Origin of the sequence: Lysinibacillus zambalensis (assembly GCF_040183165.1) — a bacterium.
Classification (GTDB): Bacteria; Bacillota; Bacilli; order Bacillales_A; family Planococcaceae; genus Lysinibacillus; species Lysinibacillus zambalensis.
In genome coordinates this window covers 78,097-103,571 of sequence record NZ_JBEGDG010000015.1, presented here as the reverse complement: position 1 = coordinate 103,571, position 25,475 = coordinate 78,097, and the positions used below count along the sequence as shown (strand labels likewise).

Annotated in this window: 22 protein-coding genes; all 22 read right to left on the bottom strand. The window is 35.0% G+C overall.

Translation table 11 applies throughout. The features are described 5' to 3' along the window. Nucleotides 1-6: 6 nt before the first annotated feature. Nucleotides 7-1,734: a hypothetical protein gene (locus ABNX05_RS18200; RefSeq protein ID WP_349661007.1), complete on the bottom strand. Its 1,728-nt coding sequence runs from the start codon at nucleotides 1,732-1,734 to the stop codon at nucleotides 7-9. A gap of 18 nt (nucleotides 1,735-1,752) precedes the next feature. Continuing rightward, the gene (locus ABNX05_RS18195; RefSeq protein WP_349661006.1) at nucleotides 1,753-2,346 is read right to left on the bottom strand and encodes a hypothetical protein; all 594 of its coding nucleotides are present in this window, start codon (nucleotides 2,344-2,346) and stop codon (nucleotides 1,753-1,755) included. Between the two features lie 133 nt (nucleotides 2,347-2,479). Then, nucleotides 2,480-3,229, bottom strand: coding sequence for a hypothetical protein (locus ABNX05_RS18190; protein ID WP_349661005.1), 750 nt, complete (start codon nucleotides 3,227-3,229; stop codon nucleotides 2,480-2,482). Between the two features lie 18 nt (nucleotides 3,230-3,247). Further along, nucleotides 3,248-4,402 carry a hypothetical protein gene (locus tag ABNX05_RS18185; protein ID WP_349661004.1) on the bottom strand — a complete coding sequence of 385 codons (1,155 nt, stop codon included), beginning with the start codon at nucleotides 4,400-4,402 and terminating at the stop codon, nucleotides 3,248-3,250. Between the two features lie 15 nt (nucleotides 4,403-4,417). Then, nucleotides 4,418-4,897 (bottom strand): PAAR domain-containing protein, encoded by a 480-nt coding sequence (locus ABNX05_RS18180; RefSeq protein WP_349661003.1) that lies wholly within the window; start codon nucleotides 4,895-4,897, stop codon nucleotides 4,418-4,420. Between the two features lie 11 nt (nucleotides 4,898-4,908). Next, a complete protein-coding gene (locus ABNX05_RS18175; RefSeq protein WP_349661002.1) occupies nucleotides 4,909-8,913 on the bottom strand; it encodes a phage tail protein in 4,005 nt (1,334 codons plus the stop codon). Between the two features lie 15 nt (nucleotides 8,914-8,928). Beyond that, nucleotides 8,929-9,570: a hypothetical protein gene (locus ABNX05_RS18170; RefSeq protein WP_349661001.1), complete on the bottom strand. Its 642-nt coding sequence runs from the start codon at nucleotides 9,568-9,570 to the stop codon at nucleotides 8,929-8,931. 8 nt (nucleotides 9,571-9,578) lie between these two features. Further along, the gene (locus tag ABNX05_RS18165) at nucleotides 9,579-10,238 is read right to left on the bottom strand and encodes a hypothetical protein (protein ID WP_349661000.1); all 660 of its coding nucleotides are present in this window, start codon (nucleotides 10,236-10,238) and stop codon (nucleotides 9,579-9,581) included. Further along, a complete protein-coding gene (locus ABNX05_RS18160; protein WP_349660999.1) occupies nucleotides 10,238-10,840 on the bottom strand; it encodes a distal tail protein Dit in 603 nt (200 codons plus the stop codon). The genes ABNX05_RS18165 and ABNX05_RS18160 overlap by 1 nt, the downstream gene beginning before the upstream one ends. Beyond that, nucleotides 10,841-18,001 carry a phage tail tip lysozyme gene (locus tag ABNX05_RS18155; RefSeq protein WP_349660998.1) on the bottom strand — a complete coding sequence of 2,387 codons (7,161 nt, stop codon included), beginning with the start codon at nucleotides 17,999-18,001 and terminating at the stop codon, nucleotides 10,841-10,843. After that, nucleotides 17,988-18,947 (bottom strand): tyrosine-type recombinase/integrase, encoded by a 960-nt coding sequence (locus ABNX05_RS18150; RefSeq protein ID WP_349660997.1) that lies wholly within the window; start codon nucleotides 18,945-18,947, stop codon nucleotides 17,988-17,990. The genes ABNX05_RS18155 and ABNX05_RS18150 overlap by 14 nt, the downstream gene beginning before the upstream one ends. Nucleotides 18,948-18,960: 13 nt before the next feature. Beyond that, nucleotides 18,961-19,407, bottom strand: a complete 447-nt coding sequence (locus tag ABNX05_RS18145) for a hypothetical protein (protein WP_349660996.1) — start codon at nucleotides 19,405-19,407, stop codon at nucleotides 18,961-18,963. A 42-nt stretch (nucleotides 19,408-19,449) separates the two neighbouring features. Continuing rightward, nucleotides 19,450-19,932, bottom strand: coding sequence for a hypothetical protein (locus tag ABNX05_RS18140; protein ID WP_349660995.1), 483 nt, complete (start codon nucleotides 19,930-19,932; stop codon nucleotides 19,450-19,452). 94 nt (nucleotides 19,933-20,026) lie between these two features. Further along, nucleotides 20,027-20,794 carry a YomU family phage tail tube protein gene (locus tag ABNX05_RS18135; RefSeq protein ID WP_349660994.1) on the bottom strand — a complete coding sequence of 256 codons (768 nt, stop codon included), beginning with the start codon at nucleotides 20,792-20,794 and terminating at the stop codon, nucleotides 20,027-20,029. A gap of 37 nt (nucleotides 20,795-20,831) precedes the next feature. Further along, a complete protein-coding gene (locus ABNX05_RS18130; RefSeq protein WP_349660993.1) occupies nucleotides 20,832-21,587 on the bottom strand; it encodes a hypothetical protein in 756 nt (251 codons plus the stop codon). After that, nucleotides 21,587-22,108, bottom strand: coding sequence for a hypothetical protein (locus tag ABNX05_RS18125; RefSeq protein WP_349660992.1), 522 nt, complete (start codon nucleotides 22,106-22,108; stop codon nucleotides 21,587-21,589). The genes ABNX05_RS18130 and ABNX05_RS18125 overlap by 1 nt, the downstream gene beginning before the upstream one ends. Before the next feature lie 98 nt (nucleotides 22,109-22,206). After that, complete coding sequence (locus ABNX05_RS18120; protein WP_349660991.1) at nucleotides 22,207-22,458, bottom strand: hypothetical protein; 252 nt, start codon at nucleotides 22,456-22,458, stop codon at nucleotides 22,207-22,209. Between the two features lie 270 nt (nucleotides 22,459-22,728). Next, nucleotides 22,729-23,037, bottom strand: coding sequence for a hypothetical protein (locus ABNX05_RS18115; protein ID WP_349660990.1), 309 nt, complete (start codon nucleotides 23,035-23,037; stop codon nucleotides 22,729-22,731). Between the two features lie 261 nt (nucleotides 23,038-23,298). Then, nucleotides 23,299-23,535, bottom strand: a complete 237-nt coding sequence (locus ABNX05_RS18110; protein ID WP_349660989.1) for a hypothetical protein — start codon at nucleotides 23,533-23,535, stop codon at nucleotides 23,299-23,301. Nucleotides 23,536-23,549: 14 nt separating this feature from the next. Further along, nucleotides 23,550-24,734 (bottom strand): metallophosphoesterase family protein, encoded by a 1,185-nt coding sequence (locus ABNX05_RS18105; RefSeq protein WP_349660988.1) that lies wholly within the window; start codon nucleotides 24,732-24,734, stop codon nucleotides 23,550-23,552. Nucleotides 24,735-24,737: 3 nt separating this feature from the next. Next, on the bottom strand, nucleotides 24,738-24,992 hold the full coding sequence (locus ABNX05_RS18100; RefSeq protein WP_349660987.1) for a YonK family protein: 255 nt from the start codon (nucleotides 24,990-24,992) through the stop codon (nucleotides 24,738-24,740). Next, nucleotides 24,992-25,246 carry a hypothetical protein gene (locus ABNX05_RS18095; RefSeq protein WP_349660986.1) on the bottom strand — a complete coding sequence of 85 codons (255 nt, stop codon included), beginning with the start codon at nucleotides 25,244-25,246 and terminating at the stop codon, nucleotides 24,992-24,994. Before ABNX05_RS18095 ends, ABNX05_RS18100 begins: the two co-directional genes overlap by 1 nt. Nucleotides 25,247-25,475: the final 229 nt, after the last annotated feature.

Sequence of the window (25,475 nt, the reverse complement as noted above, 5' to 3'; positions counted from 1 at the left end):
CACTTCCTATAATATTTTTTTGTTAATTTTGTCTTGTGTGCTGTAAGTTATTATATTGTTTCTATCTACAGCTAAACCATAAGGCATATTGATAGCTTTTGTTGGTATTACACGATACTCTTGATATGGGAAATTTACTCTTGCAATTCCTGAGAACGCACCTTTGAAGGGGAAGTCATACTCAAAAATTCCACCTGTGTTATAGCTTGTTGAACCTGAGTTAATTGATAATACTGAACCATATATCTTAGTGTTATCAGGACTTACATCAAAACCATTAGTCCATGTGGGTTCATTTGTATAAGCTGTTCCTTCTGTAACATATAGGCAACGCTCTAGTATTGTTCTAGTTTCCCAATTGACAGTGTAGTGAATGAAAGCGTAGTGTTGTCTACTGTTGCTACGCAATGAAATTTTCCCTGCGACAATAAAGCTACTATCATCAATATACTTACGCATATCATATCTGTTTAAGTTGTAATCAGTTGATTCATAGTAGTAGTCAGCTACTTCACTAAGCATGTTCATGTGTACTACTCTATGGTTTCCATTTGTTTTAGGAATGTAATAGATTGCTTTTGAGCCATCAGGACTTAAACCTAAAATGTATGCTCTACGATTTGTTCCACCAATAGAAGCGTAAATAGTGTTAAAATTGATTGTTCTATCGTCTGAGTAAGCACCAACAGTTTTAACATACAAGTAAGTTAGAGAATTATCGAAATAGAAAAGTTTGTTAAAATCAGGGGAGAGGGCATATTCAGCACTACCACCTTGAACGTCATAACTGTAAACATTCTTTTGCTCTAATCTATTTCCATTTGTTAAGTCAAAAACTTCTAATAAATGTTTGTTTATCGAAGGTGTAACATCTACGTTGCTTACAATTGCAATACGCTTGTCTTTGTTTACACCATGCTTACAGATGATTACAGGTTGAGTTACACCACTAATATCCTTGTTTTCTGCAAAGACACTAACTTCTCCACTAACACTGTCTCTAACCAATAAGTCATAAAGACCTGAATCTCTATCCTTGTTGAAGAAATATAAATATCTTCCATCAGTTGTTACATCAAGGATTGACTTAGTGTTTATATCGAGCTTATCTTGTAAATCTAGTATTTTTCCTGCATTTGTTTTAACAACAAACTTTGCATTAACCATAGCTAAATCACCATCAAAAAAGTGAGTATGATATTTGTAGAAGTTGCTGTCCTTTAATCGGTCATATACCTTATAAACATTTGCCATGTCTGATAGTTCTTCTAAAGTTCCATCAATGACTTCTTTGTCATTTACATAGCGATACTTATATGTTCCATCACTTTGAAGTGCAATTGTCCAATTAGGAGGTATTCTGCTTACATTCACATCTTTTGTTCCATCAGGAATATATAGCTTTAAGTAGGCTTCTGCGCCATTAATAGTCTCATTGGCATTGTCAATTTGTTCAATACCATTCGTGATATAATCAAGAAAACTTCCTCTAACGAAAACTATATTTTCCTCAAGGAACAACACCAAGAAATCTTTTTTGGTATCATTGTTTTCTTCACCATATTTTGCTTCAAGAACCAACGCTACTTTTCTTGCTAATTCCTGTGGTGTGTAAGTACCTTCTTGAATAAGGTACTCTGTCTCTAAACCAATGTTAGAAATAGTAATAATCTTTTTATTTGTATTATCAATTTTGATTACTTTATCTTTCAATTCGAGCCAAAATCGTTTCATTGGTGATTCCTCCTTATGCTATTTGATATTCCAGTTAATTTGACCTGAGTTGTGAGCTTTTAGTGGGGCTTCGAATCTTTCAACTTCTACACCACGATTTTTGAATACTAAATGACCATTAAGGTCTGTGCTAGTAGTGATTTTCACTTCGATGAATGGTGCTTGACCAACAGGTAAAACTACAATAGGTTGGAAGAACATGTTTAATTCATCTTTTACAAAATTTGTTTTGTAACCAAAGTTAATTGAAGCTACATCAGAGCGTTGAACACCCTCAATTCCATTAAGGTCTGTGAAAGCTTGTTTGTAAGTGATTAAGTCTTTCTTAAAGAAGTTTCTAGTTAAGGGTAAAACCTCTCCATTTTCTAGGTGGTATTCAATCTCATAACGTTTTCCTGCTAAGTTGAATGAACCATCAATTTCAAAGAAAAACTTCATATTTTGACCAAACACACCAAAGCGCACAACATTCTCACGTTTGATTTTGTAGAAGTCATTTTTCTTTTGTGTTTGTAAATCATATTCAGATAAATAAGTCCCATCTGTATAATCAGCGTTCCAATTGAAAGGTAGTTCGATTGCTTTTAAGTTTCCTGAATTTTGAAATAACATATTAATTCTCCTCATTGTATTGAGATATTTCTCTCATTTTTTTTCATAATAAATGACAAGGAGAGTGAACCCCTTGCCATGTGAAATCCTTCTTTTATTCAGTTGTATATCATTATGCTACTTTTAGAAAATCTTATACATAACGGTAAGAAACACGTTGCACAAGTAAGTTCTTACCTGCTGACGCTGAGATAGGTACATCTGCGTAAACAGTTACTTGGCAGAAGTTACCACCTGCTAGGTTGGCGTTAGAACCGTTATCTAATGTGTTATTAGCGAAACCTAAGATTTCTTGTGTAGCAGGTGTTTGTTCGATACGAATAACTTCGTATTCAATAGAACCGTCAATCAAAGTGTTACCTTCAACAGTTGTCCAAATTGGTTGAGTAGAGTCTGTCATACCTGCTTGAGTTACTTTGTATACATAACCGTTAGCAGTAGTTGGTCTTACATAAGTACCAAGCACGTAAGAAGCACCTGCTGACCATACAGTAGCAGTAGCGCCTTTAGGGTTAGTAGTAGTGCCTGTTGTACCTAATGCTTTAGTTCCCGATGGGTTAGCAGTACCAACTCCACCTTTACCTACAGGTGTGAACGCAGATTCACTTAGAGAGTCTACACGAACGTTGAACCAGTTGTCTCGAACTGCTTCTACAATTGCCCCTGTAGTATCACCTGTACCACCTTCTCGGTCACGAGTTGTGAATACTACTTCTTCCATTTTAGAGCAATCTTCTGTACCACCACGATTGTTCCAAATGTAGAATGTGAATTGAAGTGATTCTGAGTCAGCGTCAACAGTTCCGTAGTTTACTGTGTTTTTTACTTCATTTGCTTTGTCATTGTTTGTTTGATACCAAGATACGATAGGTGCGTTTGCCATAATTTAAATTCCTTCTTCCTAGTTAATTGTGATTTTTATATTTACTGTTAGGTTATAAGTGTCAATACCATAATCAACAGCTCGTAACCTAAACACATCACCTTCTGAAACTACTGTTTCAGTAAGTGTGTGATAACCATTATCTTTAAATTTGTTTGGTGCTATGAGGATAGGGCTTCCTGTGATAGATTTCCAATTCACGAAATCACTTGATTTCTGTACCTCAATATTAGTAGGCTTTGTCCCTGTCTTTGAAACATAAGCCTTAACCTCTAGGATTTTCCCACTATGGGGAAACACAACATGTGGGTCTTGCACACCTTGTAGAATCTCCTGAGGTATGATAAAAACAATTGTTCTTGTGTCAGTATCAACACTGATTTCTTTCAATTTAACAAAGTCTTTTTTGGACATAAGACCATCATAGTTTTCTGTAGCAACAGGAATGTTACCACCTAAGTTGTCAATAGGAATCCATTCTTTGCCATTGAAACGATAGCGAATACCTGAGTCATAGACTTGTACTGTCCAACCAACTTTAGGGTTGGGGTACTTCTTCGCTATATCAGCTTGTGTTTGTACATAAGGTTGATAAATCAACACAGTAGTCTCATAGGCATCTTTGATAAGCTCAATGTATTGTAGAGTTTTATCATTTGTGTTGAGAACAATGTCGGTAGCTTCTTTAGTTAAGTTAGTAGCGACAATCATGTTCTCTAAAACTTCTTCAAAGTTTGCTGTTTGACCGATTAACTCTTGAATCTGAGTCTTTGAATCCTCAATGATTTTGAATAGTGTTTCTGTGCTGTCTGTGCCATCATAGTGAATAATTCTATTAGAAGGGTACAGAATGACACCTCTACCTTTATACACAATAGAAACTGTCTCAGCTTCTTTGTCTGCATGAAAGTAGATGAATCCATTTGTGTAATCACAGTAGAACTCATTTTTTCCTAACGTACTCTTGATAAATTTTTCATAATTTATCTCGAACATGTTTGGAATCCTTACTCGATATAGTTCATCAGGAATTTCCAATAGAGCCACACGTTGATTTACTACACGAGTAATGTCTAATCTATCAACGAATGGGTCATTAGGTGTTCCTTTTCGCCAAACTATATGAATAGGATTATTAAAATCTAAATAGTTTACAGGTTGTTTTACTGTCAAATTATCACCTTCTTTCTATGAACCTATTGTTACAGTAGAACTAGTTCCACCATTAATTTTAGAACTAGTTCCTGCGTGTGTTGTGACAGTAGAGCTATCAGTGGCAACAGATTTTCCATTGATAAATACATTGTTGCTGTTTCCAACTGTTACAGAGCCTTGAGCGCTAGTGTGAGAACCACTAACGTATACGCCACCACTAGGGAGGTTGTATGAGTCATTCTCTGCTGTTTTATCACCTTGCACAATAGGGGCTTTACCTTGAATTGTTACATTTGTTACTGTTGAAACTGCTTTTCCTTTTACTGTTGCAGATGTTGTATGGTCAACCCATTCATAAATATCATCAGAATCCCAACGAGTACAATATCCTTCATTGTCCCAAGATACACAGTAATCAGGGGTTTGCCCCTGATATTCATATACCTTATATGTGATATGGTCAGATGCAGTAGTATCAGTTATTGTAGAGTCATTTAAAGCTATCTTTGCCATACGAAGCCCTCCTAGTTTAAGCTAATCTTAGTTCCTTTAACTTCTACACCACTTGCTGAAATCTTGATGTAGTTATTAGTATCAAAGCGAATCATTAGATTGTCATTTTCAATAGAAATCCATGAGTATTGACCAAATTGCATTTTAGCATCTTGACCTTTAACAACCCTAAAGAACTCATATAAATCAGTTTTTGCAACGAACTTTTTATCAGAGTGGAAGCGAACTCCACCTTTGGATTCAAAGTAAACTGCTTGTCCTGAATCATCTGTGTCTGATTGGTTGAAATAGAATTTAGTCATTACACCATTAGGGGCATCATATTCAATAGCAAACTTGCTATTATCTTTATAAATTTTAGCTTGCTCAGAACCACTACCATAACTTCTACCATTACCTGCACCAAATATAGCAACAGGATAAGAAGTATCTCCTGAGCCTTCATAAGTGAACTCTAGCTTTGTTTTTTCTGCGCCTGAGAAGAAAGTATTGAACTTCATGAAGTTTTTGGCAATGTGGATAATATCTTGTTTGGTATTTCCTCTACCTAATGTTTTCAGACTGTTTACAGTTAAATCAGAGATATATGAACCATCAATATCTTTAATCATTTCAGTATCATCACCCATGATGTATAGCTTTTTAGCAAACATTGAACCATTGGTATCAACCCAAAATCTATCTTCACCACTCTTAGTTTTAATCCTAATAGCGTCATTAGCGTTTAAGAATATGTCAGCGCTTTTACCAAAGATTGAGATACCTTTTTCATGGTCAAAAGTAATTTTTTCACCTAAGTTACCATCAACAATCTTTAAGTTGTGAGTAGTAATGTCTTTTGCATAAAGTCTTCCATCCAAACCAACCCAAAACTTTCTATCTCCATTGACTGTGATTTTAATACCATCATTACCGTTAAGATAGATAATAGCACCGTTGTTATCACCATAAATAGTGATACCATCATACCAATCAAATTTGATTTTATCGTTCATGTTAGCATCAACAATTCTTAAATTGTGAGTTACAAGACCTTCTGCAAATAAAGTACCATCTTCCCACATAGGGTCGCCTAATGTTGCAAATAACTTACTAACCCATTTACCTTTTTCCCATTTTTGAAGGGCAAGACCATTAGTGGCATTAAGGTAAGCACGATACCTACCATCATTACGAACAGCAACAAAGCCATACTTATCCATGATAAGGTTGTTGTAGTATTTACCCATGTTAATACCTGAGTAGAATATTGAGTCTTGAATAAGCTCTTTAAGTTTTTGTGACTGATTGTGGTAGTCTCTGAACACTTGAATGAAATAACCTCTATCAGCAATATCACTTGTTGTTTCCATAAGAGGATTGTCATGGTCAATTTCTAGATTCTTAGTTCTTTCAATACCTTTTTCAGTGATAGGAATGAACTGAGACAGATAGTTAACTAGTGCTGTATAAGCATCAGTAAGAGGTTGTGTGCTGTATAAATCAGAAGCTACATATTGAGTTGGAAATTTTGTACCATCCCAAGCACCTTCAAAGTCAACATTATTGTCTCTATCACTCTTGATATACTTTTCAGCATGAGTTAATAGAGCTTTATAGTCAGCGTGGATTTTGTGTAGCTCTGTAGCAATTTGAAGTTTTTCAAGAGTAGTAAGCTTACCATCTGCAACAATTTGATTAAAGATACCAATGTTGAAGATGTTGTTTTCAGCATCCATAATAAGGTCGCCAGTATCATTTACTATTTTAATTCCTTCTGCTACCATGTGTTTAGTGTATAGAGTACCATCAGTGTTAGCCCAAAATACTTTTTCCCAATCTCCATCTTTCCATCTTGAGATTGCGATACCTGTGCAATCAGTGATTTCAACCTTAGAAGCATCATTCCATGATTTAAGACCAAAACACTCGCCTTGTTCTTGACGAATAATGTTATCAAATTCATCCCTTAGATTATCAGATACAAGACCAAGCCACATAACTTCTTTACCATCTGCGTTATAGATAGTTGTACGTGAGCCTTGAGTTTTCCAAGCGCCTGATTCATCTTCGATATACAAGTTAACACCTGAGATAATTTTACCGAAAATATACTCTCCCCAAATACCATCTTTAGAGATTGCGTGTTTCCATGTATTACCATTGTCATTAGTGATTGCTAAGAATCCATTTTGAATTACTAGCCAACTCTGAGGGTCGTCAAGTGCCTTAACGATAATACCACGCTCTGAAATTGTGATTGTTTGGTCATAACCTGCTAATACAGCTTGTTTTAAGCTATCCCACTTATTGTTGATTAGGTCATTAATCTTACCGTTGTTTTCTTTAGAAAGATTCCAACCATCTTTATCCATGCCTACGATAGTAGAAGTAAGGTCTGCTTTGTTTAGCAAGTCCATTAGCTTGTCACTACCATCTTTAAGGTCTTTCTCGTTTGCAATAGTTAAAGTGATTGCGAAGCTTTCAAAGTCATAGTTAATCTCAATGATTTTAGCAAGGATGTTAACTTTGAGCCTGTCGTATCGAATTTTAATAGAGTCACCTAGACCTAATTTATCCCAATCGTTTTGACATTCTACGACAGATAGGAAGTCTATTAGGCTTACAGTTAACTTGATTTTTGGCTCTTGATTTTGCTTAAACACTGTCTTAGATTCTTTTAATAAATCTTCTTCTCTTGTGATAGAGTCATTAGTATACTCTTGCACAATGATAAAGTTCTGTAATTCAGCCCATTCATCATTAGTGAAATTTATAGAAGGTTTAAGCTTATCTAAGTGAACTTGTTTCTCATGTTCTACATCTTCAACATTGAGCCTAGAATTTTCAACTACTGCTTGTTGAGCAGATTCCTCAGCTTCTTTAGCTCTTAATCTTTCGATTATCTCAGTATGAGCTTGAGTTCCTTCTTTTGTACCACTATCATTAAATCCATTAGTACCCCAATGGCTTTTGTCTGTTTGGAACTCAGCTAGAAGAACATCACGCTCATTTTCTATCAAGATTCTTTCTACAGTGATTTTTGAAAGTCTATCAGTTTCAATTGTATAAATCTCTTGTAGAGCTTCTAGTTTTTTAGATATGATTTCATAATCACTCTCTAAGCTTTTCATTAAGTCTTCATACTTTGTGAGCGCAATACATAGATTGTTACTCATGTAGTCAGAACTTTTGATTACTTTTTGTGTGTTTTTATCATATTCAAATGGGTACATATAAAAAGAGAAGTCCTGTATATAGTCTTCTCCAAGTGGGTTTATTCTTCTGAAAGTTAATCCATCTGAGCCAAAAGCTCTCAATCTAGTAACTGTTGAGCTACTATCAACTGATAAGTCAAAGCTCTCTAAGTATTTACCATCACGAATGTAGAAGCCTTTGTTCAATCCAACATTCTCAGGTCTAAAGAAATCAACAACTAAATCCTCAGTATTCCACTTGATTACAGCGTTCCACTTAGTAGCCATATCATAGATTACTTCTAATAGAGACATTGAAGATACATTGTATTTTCTTTTAGCAGTTTCGGAAGTAGTGAAGTAACTGTCAACATAACCAATTTTCCAACGCTTTATTGGAACTTCCTGTAAGCTACCGTAAACATCATCAAGAACACTTTCAGCAACTTCTTGTAAGTTACCTATTTTTTCAAATTCTCTTATGTTTTTGTCGCTTAACTGAACACCTAATGAATAGGCTCTATATTCAATATAATCTTCTTCACCATATGTTTTGTTAGATTCATTGAAAAGAAAATACTCAGTCATTCCACCAACCACATATTTGAAAATATATCGGTGCTTGATTCTCTCGATATTAGGGTTCTCCATAGGAACATCATCTTTGATAATGATTGTTGGAATTTTGAATGAAAGCTCATTTACTGTACTTAACTTGGTATAGTATTGTACATCATAGGCTTCATTGATTTTAGCTATGGTGCTTTTGTTTGGCTTGCATAAAAATAGCCTTTTTTTAGGTAATTTTAGGTCATAATCAATTTCACCTATTTTCTTCACTATTCATTCCTCCTGCTATTCTTGTAGTAGTATTGCTTTGTGTCTAATGTCGAGGTCAAAGTCACCCTCAGATGTAATATAATTGCTTCCTCGCACTAGTTCTAGGTATTCATCATTATGTGAATCATACCTGTAAACACCGTTTACTTGATTGCTTGAAACAATTTCTTCATTCTCACAATCAACATAAATTTCTTCGCTGTTATTAAGGTCTTTGAACTCAACTCTCTGACCTGTTGTAAAGTTAATGATTGCTATATTACCTTTACCGTTTTTCTTTCTTATCCATATCTTAGGCTTGATAGGTAAGTCACCTGTGTTTTCTACAAAACCATATGGCTTTAAATCAATTTCCAACTTTTGTAAATAAGGCTTTACAGCTTCATTATCAGCTACCATTACTATTTGAAGTTGAATATATAAGCCTGCCAAAGTATAGTTGTCTAAGAAGTCATAAGAAGTTGTAAATAATCTTTCCCAATCAGTCCATTCAACTTGATTGTAGGAAACTCTGTAGTAGTATTCTACCGTTTGATTGTGTACATTGATTAGTGTCTCTTTAATGTTTGCAATATACTTGTCTAATGTATTTGAAACAAAGAAAGCAGGGGAGATGTAAACCCCTCTAGGAACACCTAGTCTTGACCAATTAACCATATAATCACCTACTCAACTTTTCCGAAAGGTCTGAAATTTGAGGAGTCGCCTACTTGTTTCCACTTGACTGTTGTTTCTTTTCTCCAAACTACAGAGCCATCAATGATTGTTGTACCTGATTGAACACCTGACCAAACAGGCTCAGTTGAATTGGTAATACCTGCTGTCTCACAAATGTAGTAGAATATCCTACTACCGTTTGTAGCAAAGACAACATCGTTTACTTGATAGTTGTAGTCAGGAAACCATTTGTTGCCGTTAGCGTCATAGAACTCAACGCCAGTACCAACTAGGAAAGTAGGGGAGTTAACCATACTTTTTCCTGCTGTTACACAGCGATAGATGTTACCATTATCAGGTTTTGCTTTAATTTCTTGACCTACAGTGTAACTAATTTTAGGCTTCCAAGTAGGAGCATGTTTTCCTTCACGAACATTTACCCAACCAATATAGCCACCGATTACAGGGTTTTTGTTCCAAATGATTTTACCATTTTCTGTTATTTGTCCTGTGGCAATATCCTCAGGTGATTCAAGTGAATCTGTTAGATACTTTTCAATAGTAGAAAAGTTTTTACCGTAATTGACGATTGTTTCTTTAATATCATCATTTTCAAAAGTTGAATTAGTGGTAATATCTAGTTCTAGTCCACCTTTTGTTTTTTCCATTATGTTATTCCTCCCCAATGGTCAGTAGTTGCATAGACTATTCCCCATGTTGAAAGTGTAGTGTTAATGGTTAACCCATTAGTTGTAAATTGAATGTTATTGCTGTTATCTCCTAAGAAGAAGTTTGAACTATCTAATACAACACTTTCGCCATCATTAACATCACGAAGCTCAATATTCTCTTTGGTTTGTTCAAATGAATAGCTGTATGGAGAATCACATCTAATGTCTAATTCTATATAGCCCTCATTCAACCCATTGTGGAATATCTGAGGTTCACCCTCAAACATGGCATAGAATACTCTGTTGGGGTTTGAATCAAATACTAGGGGTTTATAATGAGGTTGGAAGAACCAACGTGCTAATTTTCTTAGCGTATCTTTGTTTTCCCAATCTGCAATAGCAAAGGACAAACTAAAAGAGAGTGGTTCATGTTCCACTCTCTGAAAGTAAGGTTTTTCACGATTTGCTATTTTTTTCTCAATGATTTTTCTTTCAGGTAGGAAGTTGTCTTCGAAAAGACCATCATCGTTCCAAGCAATGAAAACTCCCATATCCTGTGAAGAAACACCATCGTACATAAAATGTATCGACTGTTTCATTTATCGTTTTCCTTTCTCTCTTAATAGTCTGTTTTGGATTTGTTTAGCAAGATTATCAACATCACTTTGAGTACCGTTCATTCTCTCGATATTGATGTGAACAACAGTTGAGTTATCTGCTGTTGTTGGTGTGTCATTAGGTTGAATCTTAGGTAGGGTAGGTAGAGCAATTGCACCGTTGATAGTTCGCATTACATTGTCCATAATTGAAGAAATGCGTAACATGCGTTGTGTGTCAACAGGGTTGAATATAAGCTCATTTTGGTGAAGAAGGGCTAGTTTTCCACCTTTACCATCTGTACCACCTGTAGAACCAAAGCTCGTAGTCATACCGCCTGTGTCAGCGCCAGTAAAGTCATTAGTAGAATTGCGTCTTAGGTTATCAGCATATCCTGTTAAGATAGAACGTAACTCAGGGTAACTAACAACACCTGCGTTGTCCAACATATACTGACCTAGCTCTGCTTGTTGTTTTCCTGATAGCTTACTGAAAGCTTGGTCATAGCTTGTGCTTGCTGAAACTAACGAAAGGTTATTTCTTCCTGACTGTGCAATTTTATCAGAAGTTCCTTTTAGAGCATCCTTTTTAGCTTGGCTATTTGCCTGAGGAAGAAGTGTTTCTCTCATGTATTTTGCAAGCATAACTTGTTTATCACCATGAGATAAAACTTTTCCTGCTGACGCTGTTTTACCAAACTCTTTGATGTAATCTAAATACTCTTGAGTCATGAAACCACTAGCATCAGAGTTGTTTTGGAAGTATTTACCAATATCGCTGATTTGACTACTTGACATTGAATCAAAAATAGAGCCTAATGATTGGTTAGCATTGTAAGTAGAACCTTCGCTTCTACCTTCACTAGCAAGCTTACTAGCTTTATCCTTGATGTTTTTGATTCTAACAGCGTCTTTTGTTGGGTCAAGAGAGCCTGCGATTTTTTCATTCATGAACTTAGCTAAAATAACTTTCATATCAGCTTCACTAAGGCTTTCGCCTTTATTAGCGTTTTCTGCTGTTTGGTCAGTATCAGGAATTTTGCTTCCCCAATCTCCTGTAACCGTATTCTTCATATCATTTAACTTTTGGATTTCCTCTTGTACTTCTTTAATTTTATCTTTAAGAGTTTCCATTTTATCTATTACATTCTCACGAAGGGAAGTACCTACAGCTTCCCATGTACCATCGAATCTATCTTCAAGGTCAGGTAAACTAGCCCTTAACATGCCAATATATTTATCGTATTCTGCTATCATTTCTTCATAATGACCTTCTGCCATAAGCTTTCTAAGTCGTTCCCATTCAGCTTCATCATTAAGTAAGTCTTGATAATGTTTTTCCCAATATTCTTTTTGTTTGTTAAGAGACTTTAGAACATCTTCTGAGTGTTTGTCTTCTTTTTCCTTTAGGTCTTCAATATTCTCAGTTTTTTCTTCAAGCATATCGTCAAGCTGTTGCTCACGAAGCTCTTTCTCATACTGATATTTTTCTTCTGCAATTTGTTTTTCAATTTCTGCGATTTGTTTTTGAAGGTCTTCTTTTTCTTTTATACCTTCGTAAGTGTTTACGTTGGATAGAAGATTTAGTTTGTTTTGCAAGTCTTGTTTTTGAGTGTTAAGTTCATCAAGTTTGTTCCCATGACTTCTATCTCTATCAGCATCATCAATCTCTCTGCGTTTAGCATCAATGATTTTTGTGTATGCTTCTAGTTCATCATCATATTGTTTGATAACCTTATCATGGCGTTCTTCCTCAGCTTTAATAAGCTTATCAAGAGCGTCAAGTTGAATGTCTTTAGCTTCGTTTATAGCGTCTTTTAAGGCATCTATTAGCTGGTCTGCAAGGTCTTTACGCTTTTCCGCAATCTGTTCATCAATTGATTTTGAAAAGTCTTTAATGGCTTGCTCAGTGTCTTTAATTGCGTTCTTAACTTCAACGTAGGCAAGAGCATTGTCCTCAAGCTGTTCTTCAAGTTCTTGAAGTTTTTCTACTCCTAAATCTTGACCTTTCATTGCTTTTTGAATATCTAAGCCTTTTTGCTCAACTTCTCCAAGTTTTTCTTTAAGCTTTTCTAATTCAAACTCAAGCCCTTTTTTATAGTCACCTGAGCCTTCTTCAAGTGTCCCTCGAAGTGATTGAGAATAAGCGATTTCAAAATCAATATCATCAATTTTAAGGTCATGAGGAATTGCAACTGCTTGAACCAATTCATAGTTCAATTGGTGTAAAGCCTGATTAACTTCAACTAGCTCTTTCTTCAATGAATCAGCTCTTTGTGTAAGCTCCTGATACATTTCAATTGTAAGATTGCCTTTGCTTAACATTTTGTTTACATAGTCAAGCTCTGCTTTCATAGAGTTTAGCTGACCTTTACGAGTGTTAGCCATGATTTCAAGTGTTTTAGTATAGCGTGTGCTAGTTTTATCAAGCGCTTGAATCTTAACTTCTTCCCACTCAAGAGTTTTCGCAAAACCATCTCTTTTATGGTCGAAGCTTGCTAGTCTTCCACTGATAACCTCGTTGTAGTATGCTTTGATTTGATTTTGAGATTCCAACATTTGTTGTTGTAATTCATATCTTCTATCAATCAACTCGTCTTGTTGAGCAAGAGTTAGTCCACCTGCGTTATACATTTTTTGGATATATGCGTATTCAGCTTGATAGCTTTTTAACTTTCGTTGTTCCGCAGTATATTGTTTGTTAACGCTGTTTTCATACTCTTTGTTATACTCAAGCATGTTTTTCTGTAATTCTTCTTGTTTAGCAATTCCCAAGTCTTCAATACTTCTATTACGTTGGTATTCCTCAAGTGTTGACTTAATTCCTTTGTAATAGTTCTCTTGAGCTTGTTCTGCAAGAGCCATATTCTCTTGTTTAAGAGCTTCAATTTGATTTAGAGCATCAGCGTGTTCATCGTTGCCTGAGCCACCGCCTGAGCTTACAGTGCCACCTTTGCCTGCATAAGTGTTGTAAGCACTTTGGGCATAGTTCACTCTGTTGTTGTGACCTTTGCTACCTGCTTTTTCTCCACTACGCTCATAAAGAGTATTGAAGTTTGAAGCATGTTCTGTAGCAGATAGTGTTCTGTTTAACGAGTGTAGGGCTTGTTTTTCCTTGCCTTGAAGCTCTTTCCACATGAATTCAAGTTGTGTGTTTAAATCGCTTGCGTTAGTACCTTTGCTTTTTGCATAAGAGTTTAGCTCTGATAGTCTACTACCTCGCCATTGTGCGATACCGTAGGCACTACCTTGAGCGTTTCTGCCTGCATTTGAACTATAGTTAGATTCTTGTTGAATATTCCCCATAATACCTGCAACAGCACTATCGCTAAGACCTTTAGACTTGAAGTAGTTCCAAACAGTAGCTTGTGCTGAACCACCTGAACTAGCTTTTGTTTGACTGTACGATTGTACGCCACCACGAGCGCTTTGAGCGTAGCTAGTTGGGTCAATCCAAGTGTTACCTTGTTTAACGCCATAGTGAAGGTGAGAACCATCTCCACCTTTACCTTTAACAACATTACCTGTGTTACCGATAGTACCAAGCTTAGTACCAACATCAACAACGTCACCGATTGCAACAGCAATACTATCTAAGTGAGCATAGAAGTGTTTAAGACCATTAGAATCCATAACATAAACATAGTTACCTGAAACATTGTCTTTGCCTTTTGCTGCTACTTTACCTTTAACATTGGATTGTAATAAATCACCAATTGCTCCATCAATATCAATACCTTTGTGATTGTCTGAACGTGAAGCCCAAGTAGAGGTAATTGTACCTTGAAATCCTTTAGGCTTAACAATACTAGTAGTATAGCTTGAACCACTAGAACCTTGAACACCGGATAAATCTTTCGCTTTTTGATTGTTTAAATCAATTTGCTGTTGAATTAATCTATTTTCATCTAAGAGAGCCTGTCTGTACTGCTTAGAGTAAGTAGGATATTTCTTTTGTCTAGCTTGAACCTCTTTTAAAGCAGTATTAAGCTTATTAAGTGTTAGAGTATATTTGTTAGTGATTTTCTCTAGTTCTGATTGCTCTTTAGTAGCTTTGCTTGAAGAATCACTAGCTTTATCACTAGATTTAGAGTAATTATCTGTTGATTCACTGGCTTTATCACTAGATTTAGAGTATTTATCATTAGAGGCACTTAAAGAATTGATTCCTGTGTTCAATTTCGCTATTTCTTCTTCTAGTTGAGCTTTTTTCTCATTTCTTTTAGCTTCCATTATAGTTGCGGCGGCTTTCAAAGCTAATGAAGCTATTTTATTAGATTTCCCCATAGCTAGTGCGCTTGCTTCATAGGTTTTTTTAGCTTTTTCTATAGCTTCTAGCTCTAATTGAAGGTTTTCAATACGAGCTTTTGCACCAACAGCAGAATAATAAGTTGATTCTTCTTCTGAGTTAAACTTTCCATCTGACAAGTTTGTATAAGATTCAGTGAGAATCTTATTCATCTTATTCTCAGCCTCTATGCTTTCAATTCTAATCTCACCATTTTTAACAAGATGAGGGTAGAGAGCCTTGAGATTTTTCATAGCTTCTTCTAGTTTAGCCTCTTCATCTGCTGTTCTATTAGTTACGCTCGAAAGGTATTTATAAATACCTGCCAACTCGTTTGTCTCTGATATTTGTTTACCAGTGACACCTAGCATTTCCTCTCCTAGAGAGCTGAAACTTTTGATTTTCTGTGCGTACTCCACCATAGGGTCTATAGCATCGGCAAGTCCTTCTGCGCCTTCGTTATGAGTTTTGAAATATTCCTCAGCTTCTTTGCGCCCTTTACCTTGAGTTTCCATGATATCTTTAATCGCTTTTTCTTCGTTAAGTTTAGATTCTATGAAATTATCAAGAGTTTTTTCATATGTTTCATAAAGAGCAGTACCTTCTTTAATACCTGAATCTTTTAGTGCTTTTAGGATACTTCCCTTTATAGTATTGAATGATTCACCATACTTTTTCTCAAGTTCTTCAGCATCAGTAATACCACTTTTTTTCATTTCAGAAATAGCATCTGCTAATTCAGTAAAGTTTTTCTCAATGTCAGCGTCTTTTTTACCTAAAGCCATAGTTATAGCTTCATTGAATTCATCTAAATCAGACTCAGTTTCAGCTAAGTTGATAACACTGTTAGCAACATCTTCAAATACTTCTTGACCTTCTTTAGAGAAGTCTCCCGTCAATTTAATGGTATCTTCTAGGTCTTTTGTATATCCTGTTTTTAATACATTTAAACCTGACATAACATCTTTTTGACTTTGTAGAAGCTCAAAATAGATTTGTTCTAATCCTTCTTTAGAATTCTCTAAGTCACGAATAGCACCATCAGTAAGATTTAACTCAGTCTTTTTAGCTAAAGCTTCTTTTGTTCTTTCAATTGCTAGTCTTACATCATCAATACTTTTTACAGATTTACTACTGTACCATTCTCCTTCAAGATTTATGCCCTTAGTCAGTTCATCCCTAAGTTCCATGTAGTTTTTACTTACTAAATCCATTGTGTAGACATATTGGCCAGCACTTTTTAGGTTTGCTTTTTTGTCTTTATTGGCGTCTTTGATAGTGTCTCTGGCTGTCTCTTCGGCTTCTTCTTGTCCTTTTTTTGCCTTTTCAGCATTAAGTAGTTTTTGAACCTCAAGCTCTTGTTTTAGAATGTCAACTTTAGTTTCTGCTTGCATAGAAGAAACTAGAATTTTATTACCATATTCATCTTCACCTTTAACTAAGTTAGGAAGTAGTTTACCTAGTTCATTTTGAGTAACAAGTAATTCTTTATACTTTTGAGAATCTAGTTGTTGTCCTTTGCTTTCTGCTGAAAGTGTACTATATTTTGATAATAAGCTATCAATAGCTCTTTCATTGTCTGCAAATGACTTTACCTCTTGCTCATTTTTAGCGATAAGTTCTTCCTTAGCTTTTTTAGCTTCCTCAGACCTAGCAGTAAAAAACTGAATAGCAGCGCCTGCTACCATACCAGCAGCACCAAGACCACCAAAAGCAAAAGATAATAAATTAGCAGCTTTAGATCCTTTGTTCGATGCTTCTGTTGCTTCGTTGTTTGCACCTTTAAAATTTGCGTATGCTTCTTTTGTTGAAGTAATTGCTTCGCGAATCTCTAAAATTTTAGCTCCGTCGTCTGAGAGTTGTTTTCCCAAACTGGTATCCTCAGACATATTTTTTTTCAAGTCAGTCACTTTAGTATTTATATCTACAAGAATAGAGCGGAGTTCTTTAAGTGCTCCAATAGTTCCATTAAAGTCAGTAGGAGGTGACGGTATTTCTTTTACATTGGAAGGGGCTTCTTTAACAGTGGCTTGTACTGCTTTTGAGCTAACGACAGGTGTAACATTTGCGACAACATCAATTTTGAACTTCGGTAAAGACATTTTATTAATCTGTTCTGAAATGCGTAGCTTCGTTTTTTCAACGTCAAGCTCCATAACAGTTTTAAGACCTTGTAGTTCTTTCTCTTCAACAGTGTTTTTAATATGATTAAATGCGCCTTTAGCAAGTTCTAGTTTTACTTTTGCCTTAGCAAAAATAATTTGTTCTAGGCTTTTATTAATGTTTTCGACACTAGCTTTTTTTTCTAGAATAAGCTCAATAGGTTTTTGGTTTACTTTAACAGTCTCTATAAATTTGTTAATATTTGCTTTAGATTGTTGATAATTCACACCAAAAGAAATCTGAAGTGGTTGCACCTCAATTTTCTTTAAAGCACTCTTGACTGTAGTTTGTGTTGCTTGTTCATTAACATAGAAAATCAAAGATTTCTTAGCTTGTTTTTGGTTGTTTAGGAAAGTTTGAATGTTTGCTTTACTTTGTCCAACTGCAACATCAAAACTAAGGTTAATGTTTTTATTTTTATGCTTGTCTAAAAATGTTTTGATGTTTTTATTAGATGCACCAACATTTACATCAAAAGTTAGTGTTTTATCTTTCATTTCTTTAGATAAGAATGTATCAATCCTTTTTTTGGATTTATCTTTATCAATATCTAACGAAACCAAAAACTTTACTTCGTTATTTGTAATACTCAAAATGTTTAGCTCCTTCTTTATTCGTCGTTGTGCAACTATTTTGTTGCAGTCTAAAACCCTCAAGTAAACCCCTAACCGAAATAGGGTAGGGATATAATTCAAAGTATTAGAAAATATCATCTAGTTCATCTGAATCATCTTTTATAACATAGATGGATGTTGTTTCAGTAGAGATGTGATTTAAAAGCACCTTAGCTTTATTAATGTCTTTTCCTTCTTCAACTACTAAGTGTGTCGCTCTTGAGCGTCTAAGTGCGTGGGGTGTTAGTTTATATCCTAAGATATAATTGAACTTATTAGTAAACCACGCATTGAAAGCGTCAGGACTAAGTTCTTTTGTTTCACCATTCTTAAACTTACGAACGAAAACATATGGGTTATCGTCTTCACCACGAATTTCAAGCCATTTTAAAATAGCTTGTCTAGCTTCTTCGCTATACATCAGTTTGATCGGTTTACCAACCTTACCTTTACCTTTACCACGAACATGAGGTGTTGCGTAGAAGTCTTTGTTCTTTACCTTAGGCATATCAAAGAACTCTTTTTTCATCTGAGCAATTTCCGCTCTACGTGCGCCTGTGCTGTAGCTTAATAAGAAGTAAGCAATCATTTGATACTCACCTTCTTTTTCAAGCTCCGCAATAAGCCTGTCAATATCTTCTTTCGCTACAATATTCTTTTCTCTCACAAGCTGTTTAGGAGGGGAAGGAATAGCCTTGTTGAAGATATTTCTAAATTCAGGGTAGTCTTCGCCATAGTAAAGTTCAATATAGTTACAAAGTGAACTTACTGCTGAGCGTTTGAACTTAACAGCATTAGAAGATAACTCTAATGACATCAAGTGATTCTGATAATCTAAAGCGTGTCTTGCTTTTAATTTGTGGATAGGGCGGTTGTCAAATTCATCTTTAACATATCTCACAAAGATTTTTAATGCGCTTGTATATTGTTTAAGTGTTTTATCTGATAGATGTTGTTGTTTCAAGAACTTATCAACAATCTTTCTATTCCACTCATTACATTCAAGCCATTCTTCAGTAGTTACAGGAGGTATTTTAATTGCCATTTTCTCACCTCCTTCAATTGTTGATACCTTGCTCTAAAACATTTTTAAGGTGTTTGTTATAAGTAGTTTTATCTAGCTTTTCTGCTGTTGCTTTTGCAAATGGTCTAGGTTCAGCCCATTTTTCATCAGGGTTAAACCAACCATTCTCAGAATTGCTAGAGGTGTGCTGTATATCACTACCATTTTCGATTAGCTCTGAAATAAAATAGCCATCCATTGAATCACTAGTGAGGTTTTCAAAGTCAGAAGCGAAGGTATTTCCATTAAGCTTATGTTTTGTAAATACCATATTTCTAGCGTCAGAAAGACCGCCAACATCATAACTACGCTCATAAGCGTGTGGGTCATAATAGTCATTTACTTCTGTGTAAACAGAATCTACCATTGCGTGTCTAAACACGTTTAGAACTTGTGGGCTTTTAATGGTGTCCTTCACTTTACCTTGAACATATTTTTCCAAATCCTTGATATTACTGAATGTAGGCAATTACATCACCCTAACTTATTTAAAATCTCCTTTTGTTTCTAATGTTTCATTAATTGCTTCTTGAGCCAATACAGCTTTTTCAGCAACCTTGTTTACACGTTCAATTACTTCTCCAACTTGATTTTGGTCAAAAATTTCATCGAAGAATAGGTCAAATAAACCAATCTTCATTAATGCTTCCATTGCCATAATCTTTTCTTCGAACGTGTCACCGATTTCATTTTTAAAGTGAGAGAAGTATTTAATAATAAGCAATAGCTCATATTTAATTAGTTGTTCATCACTTTCAAAGAAACTGTATTCTTTTTCGATTGCGTACTGCATATCGTTGAATAGCTCAAGAGTTAGCTTCTCAACTTGAGTGCGGTCAAAGTATTCGTTATACTTAACTGTTTTTTTAGTCTCAGGGTCAACTAGGAACGTAGACATTACATCTACTTTCTTAGATTCTGCTAGAATATCTTTTAATTTAATTGGTGACTGTCTTTTTGCTGTCATGGTAAAATCTCCTTTTTATCGGTTAATAGTTTAGAAATAAAAAGGGGAGAGGTTGACCTCTCGCCCTGGTTTTTATAACATATTATTATTTTTCTTATTTACGTGGTTTAAGCAGGATTGAACCCATTTCATCAGCACCCTTAGGGTTAATTACTGCGAAATTGATTTCAGGTGTGTAAACATTACCGTTCTCTAATGAAATGTCAAACTCACCACTAGGGATTGTTTCAGGGAAATCAAATAGAATATCTGCTTTTACTTTTGCAGTATCTAAGTCATAAGCAATTGTTTTCATTTCTACTCTGTATTTTCCTGCGAACTTAGTAGAATCAATAGAAATTCTTTGACCTTCTACTTCCTCTTGATAGAATACATGTAACTCTTGTCCTGCTTTGAAAGTGCCTTTAGCTCCTGCTAATTCAACAGCTTTCTTAGTTTTGTCTGTTGAAGAAACAATAACATTTAAAGTCTCTTGCGTACCATCAGGTAGTTCAACTTGTGCTTTAGTTCCTACGATAGCACCATCAGGTAATACGATTTCGTTTGTAGAAGTGGCGCTGTCTACAACAACAATACCTTTAGTATTTGCTGTGAATTGACCTTTACCGTTTTCTTCTACAGCTACACCTTGAGTCATTGCCCAATACTCAATATCAGCTACTGCTGAACGCATTGCTAAATCAATTGCTTTGTCAGTACGAATTTTGTAAAGTTTTTTGTTACCGATACCGCCTTTAAGGTCTTCTTCTGAGATAGAGCCTTTGATACCTGCTAACTGCGCTTCCGCGTTTAGTACCACTTTACCTGTTTCTAGGTCAGTGATTGTTACATCTGCTGTGTCTTGAATTACGATTTTACCCATTGAGTAAATTCCTCCATTTATTTATATTGTGTATGAGCTACATTTGAAGTAGCCCACCAAATTTCTTGTCAAATTCATTCTTAGATATTACATCATCTTCTAATTTGAATAAGTCAATATGCTTATTCCAAGATTCAATGTTTACCTTCTCTGCAACTGTGGCAAAAAGGGTAGATGTCTGATAGTTATAGATAGCTCCAACACGAGCATAAATAGCGTAAACTTGAAAAATGTTCATTCTACATACATCATCAAAACTGTTACTTGTACTTGCGACAATAGAAGTAACAATATCAACAAATGTCTGCTCCTGCGAGGATTGTTGTTTAAATCTTCTAGAGCGTTCAATAGCTCTTTGAATTTCTTCGTTAGGAGAAACCTTGTCTTCTGTGATTACATTCATATCCATAATCAATCTTCTAACAAAGTGAAAACTCTCACTAGATTCAAAGATTATTTCGTATTGTATTTCTTCATTTCCATCAAACACTAATTGAAAAATCCTCAAATAAGCATTTAACAACTGTCGTGTACTAAGAACAATCTCTAATAGGTCTGCTTCCTTGATTTCCATTAAGGCTTTTAGACTTGATTCATCTGCCATAGCTTCTTTTAGTTGATTCCTATAGTTGTAGTAGATGTGTAGAGAGTTTTGAGCGATAAGATTTATCTCAGCAGCATGACTAAGATATTCTCGATAGGTTAAAAATCTGATAGAACCAAATTTTGTATCTACTGTTTCACCGAAAATAAATAAATTCTTATCGTAGTCTAGATTTTCAATGTGGTGCATTATTTCTTACTCACATTCATTGTGTATTGATGTAAGAAGCGTCTATAATGTGTTGGGGCTTCACGAGGGTTGCCTGATTTGTATTCGAGCTTACCAAAGCCTGCAATACGCTCTAATGCTATCAGCTCATTAATCCTGTCAGATATTCGTGATATTCTTAAATCTCTGTCAAATGATTCATGAATAAAAATGTCGATGTTAACCTCTTGTTGTGCTACTAGATAGCTTTCAATTACAGGTCTACGTCTACCTTCGTAAATATAAATCTTGCATAGTTTATTTTCTATTAGGTTAGAGTTTTTTTCGCCTAAAACGACTCTCTCATCAACTAGTTTCCAATAATCATCACTTTCAATGTTAACTAAGTTTGGTAACTCAGAGTCAAGTGGATCGGGATGATAGTTTTCTTGAGTGTCATATCCTTTAGGCTCATATTTTAATAATCTCATTAGTTCTTCATCGGTGATTAAAATTTGATATATGTTTGAGAAGAACTCTACTGTTGAACTTTGTTTAATCATGTTATTGGAATCCTTTGCAGTTGGACTTCAATGTAACCAATACCGTTAATACAGCAACTTGATACTTATTTTGATATGTGGTTACAGTTGAGTTAATTTCAGGAATGTGATTTTCTAATGTAGTTATACAATAACTGAACCATTAGGATGGGAATTAGAGAGTTATCAGCCTGAGAGTAAATCTTGTCAGTCAATAAACAAGGCTTTTTAATAACTACTTTTTCTTTTTTATAGATTGGTCTACCAACAGCGTCAGTAACTACCTTGATTTTTATTTCTTTCGTTTTAATAGGGAACTCAGTGTTATAAAGTTCACTGACTAACTGAGGATATATTTTATTATCAACCATGTTTGTAACAAGGTAAGTGAAACCTCTGTATGTGAAATAATCGCCAACATGTAACCAAATAAGGAAAAAAAAGAATCTACGCCCATAAAAAGATCTAATGTCATTTACGATACTAGGGATTGGTAAAGTTCCTGCATATCAATAAAAACATAAGATAGGGAAGGAGAATCTAAGATATAGTTCACCATTTGTCTTTTTGTGGAATTTTACAAGTCTTTAATTGTGTTATCATTAGCTCGAACCCTTTTTCTACAAGCGCTGAACATTACATCATTCCTGTTCTAGTTTTTTAATTTGTTTTTCAATCGTGTCAATAGTTCCAAACACTTTGCTTTTAATGAATGGTTTATTGTCCTCTTTAATACACTCTTTAAGCAATCCATTAAGAATAGCATGAGTTTGAACAATCCATGCGCCATCATATTCAGGTGTGATTTCTTTTACGTTATGAACCTCAAAAATAACTGAATTAATGTGGTCAGGTAGCGTAGAAACACCTTCCTCATATAGTGGCAAAATCTTAAAGATAGAGCCTTTTAATGAGTGCATATAGTTTAAATAATCTAATTTTGCAATCATTGTGTGTTATCCTTTGATATTAAATAATTCTTTTACATAAGCAACGCTATATGAGTCCTTAAGAAGCGGGGGTGAGTTAATTTCATTGAAATTAGCTCAGCTAAAGTAATGTATTGAACAACGCTAAATTTAGCCCATTCAAACTTTTCGCTAGTGCGACTTGGAGATTAAAACTAAATTTGTTGTTGCTAAACGAAAACGATTAAATCATTATGATTAATTTCTAGTCGTTTTTTAAAATCTAGCAGTAGTTTTTGTAACTTACGCTTCTTTTACCGCTTTCGCATATGATCCAACGATTTCAGCTATATCATTAGAAGCTTCTTTGAAGCCTACTTCATAACCTTCGTCATAAGCTTCCTCAATAGCTGTTTCTAACGCGCTTGCAATTAGTTGTGATACAGCAATATGAAAGGATTGCTTTGGTTCAGTGCCAATTTCAATTAGTTTTTCGAAAGCCTCATATGTTGTACATACTTGACATTTTGTTTCTTCCATTGTTATCGTGCTCCTTAATACTTGATATAGAATGTAGCTTTACGACCATTTCTATCAAGCCATAGTAGTTTTTGGTGTGCCTTAGATAGTAGGCGACTGTCTTTTGAATAGTTGTTCGTTCCCGCGAAACCACCATTTACTATTAGGTCTACGCCATGAATCTCATTCTCGAAATTCTTGTGAATATGACCTGCGAAAACAGCAGTAGGGAACTTTTGAATCATCATTGTTAGGTCTTGAATCACTTTGCTATAGTTGTCTAAGTGACCATGAACACCGAAGTAAGTTCTACCTAAGATTGTTGCTACTATGATTTCGCTGTCATACTTGTTGTCCATCATAGTAACGTTGGACATGTTTTCTAAACGAGCTCCCATATACCATGTGACAAAATCATGGAAACTCTCAGTCTTAATTTCTTCCTCTTTGCGAGAAGAAGTTCTGTCATGATTACCTTTGACACTGTAAACTTTAACTTTTTCAAAGTAGTTTGCTAGAATAGCAACAAGTCTAGCCAAAGCTTCTGCAACTGACTTAGTTTGCTCGACTGCGGTTTCTGTTTCACCAATCTTAGTAAGGCGGTGTAGATTGCCCTCAATTAAATCACCTAATTGCATGATATGAAGCTCTCTAGCTCCTGTTAACTCTTGATAAGCTATAATTTCATTAATTGTTTGTTCAATGCGTTCATAGAACACTTTTTCATTAAATGTGTTCCAATGGTTATCTGTTACCATTCCTTTGTGAAGGTCTGATAACATTAAAGTAAGAGATGTGTCACCATTAAATTTAACATCTGCTTTCTTGTAGTTAAGAGGTCTAGCGTTGTTGATTTCATCTTTAATAGAGTCAATCAGCTTTTTAAGCAAGTTATCCAACCTTGCTTCGTGGCGTAAGAATTGTTTGTATTCACGCTTTTGGTCTTGAACTTGCATTTTAGCAATCTCAAGCTCTTTAATTTTGTCGTTTAATTCTTCTAGTTCTCCAGAGGTATTAGCGCTCTGCTTAATAGCGTAATCTCTACCTTGTTTGAATGCTTTATACCATTTGCGATAATATGATTCACCGAAATTAAGATTAAGCTCTTTGTTAAGAAGTTCACTAATACCTTCCCATGTAAGACCAAGAAGCTTTTTGTTCTCACAGATTCGATACTTGTATTCTTCAACGATTTCATTAGGAAGTTGGTTAGTGTTCATCTATTAATCTTCCTTAAATAAGTCTTCTTCTTGTTCTCCATCTGTTTCAGAAGATACATTGAACTTGCTAATAGTCGCGATTGAAACTTCTTCTTTGATAGAAAGAGTGATGTTTTTACCGTTAAATTCTTCAAGTAATTTATTTAGGCTATATTTGAAATCGCCATCTTTAATAGATTCAGTTACGATTAACTCTCCTGAAGTCCAATCAATATCAAGTTTACCTTTTAGTTGTACTGAGTTAGAGCACTTTGCCATTATTTCTTAGCACCTGCTTTAACTGACTTTTGAACAGCTTTCGCTTGTAATAAGCCATTTGATGTAACAGGGAAGATAGCAACGCCACCACTGTAATCTACAGCGTGATAAGTTTGCTTTTTATCATATTCAACTTTTCCATTTTTCTTCACAGACTTGCCAAATTTATCAAGCTTTACTGCGTAGTGTGTGAATAAGTCAACTACTGCATATCTAAGACCATACATAGTCTTAATTTTTCTAATGTGTAACATTTCTCATTTCTCCTTTTCTCTAGTACATTCAATATTTTATGGTAGGGGCTAGTGGGATTGAACCAATGACTTTGGATTAGGAATCCACCGTTTTATTACTAAATTAAGCCCCAATTACAACAAAAAACACTATCAGAATAGTTACGCCTTTCTAATAGTGAATTGATTGTCTTAATATTCAGGTGTGTATTAGACACATTCACCTTACAGAATAATATTGATTCTTTAG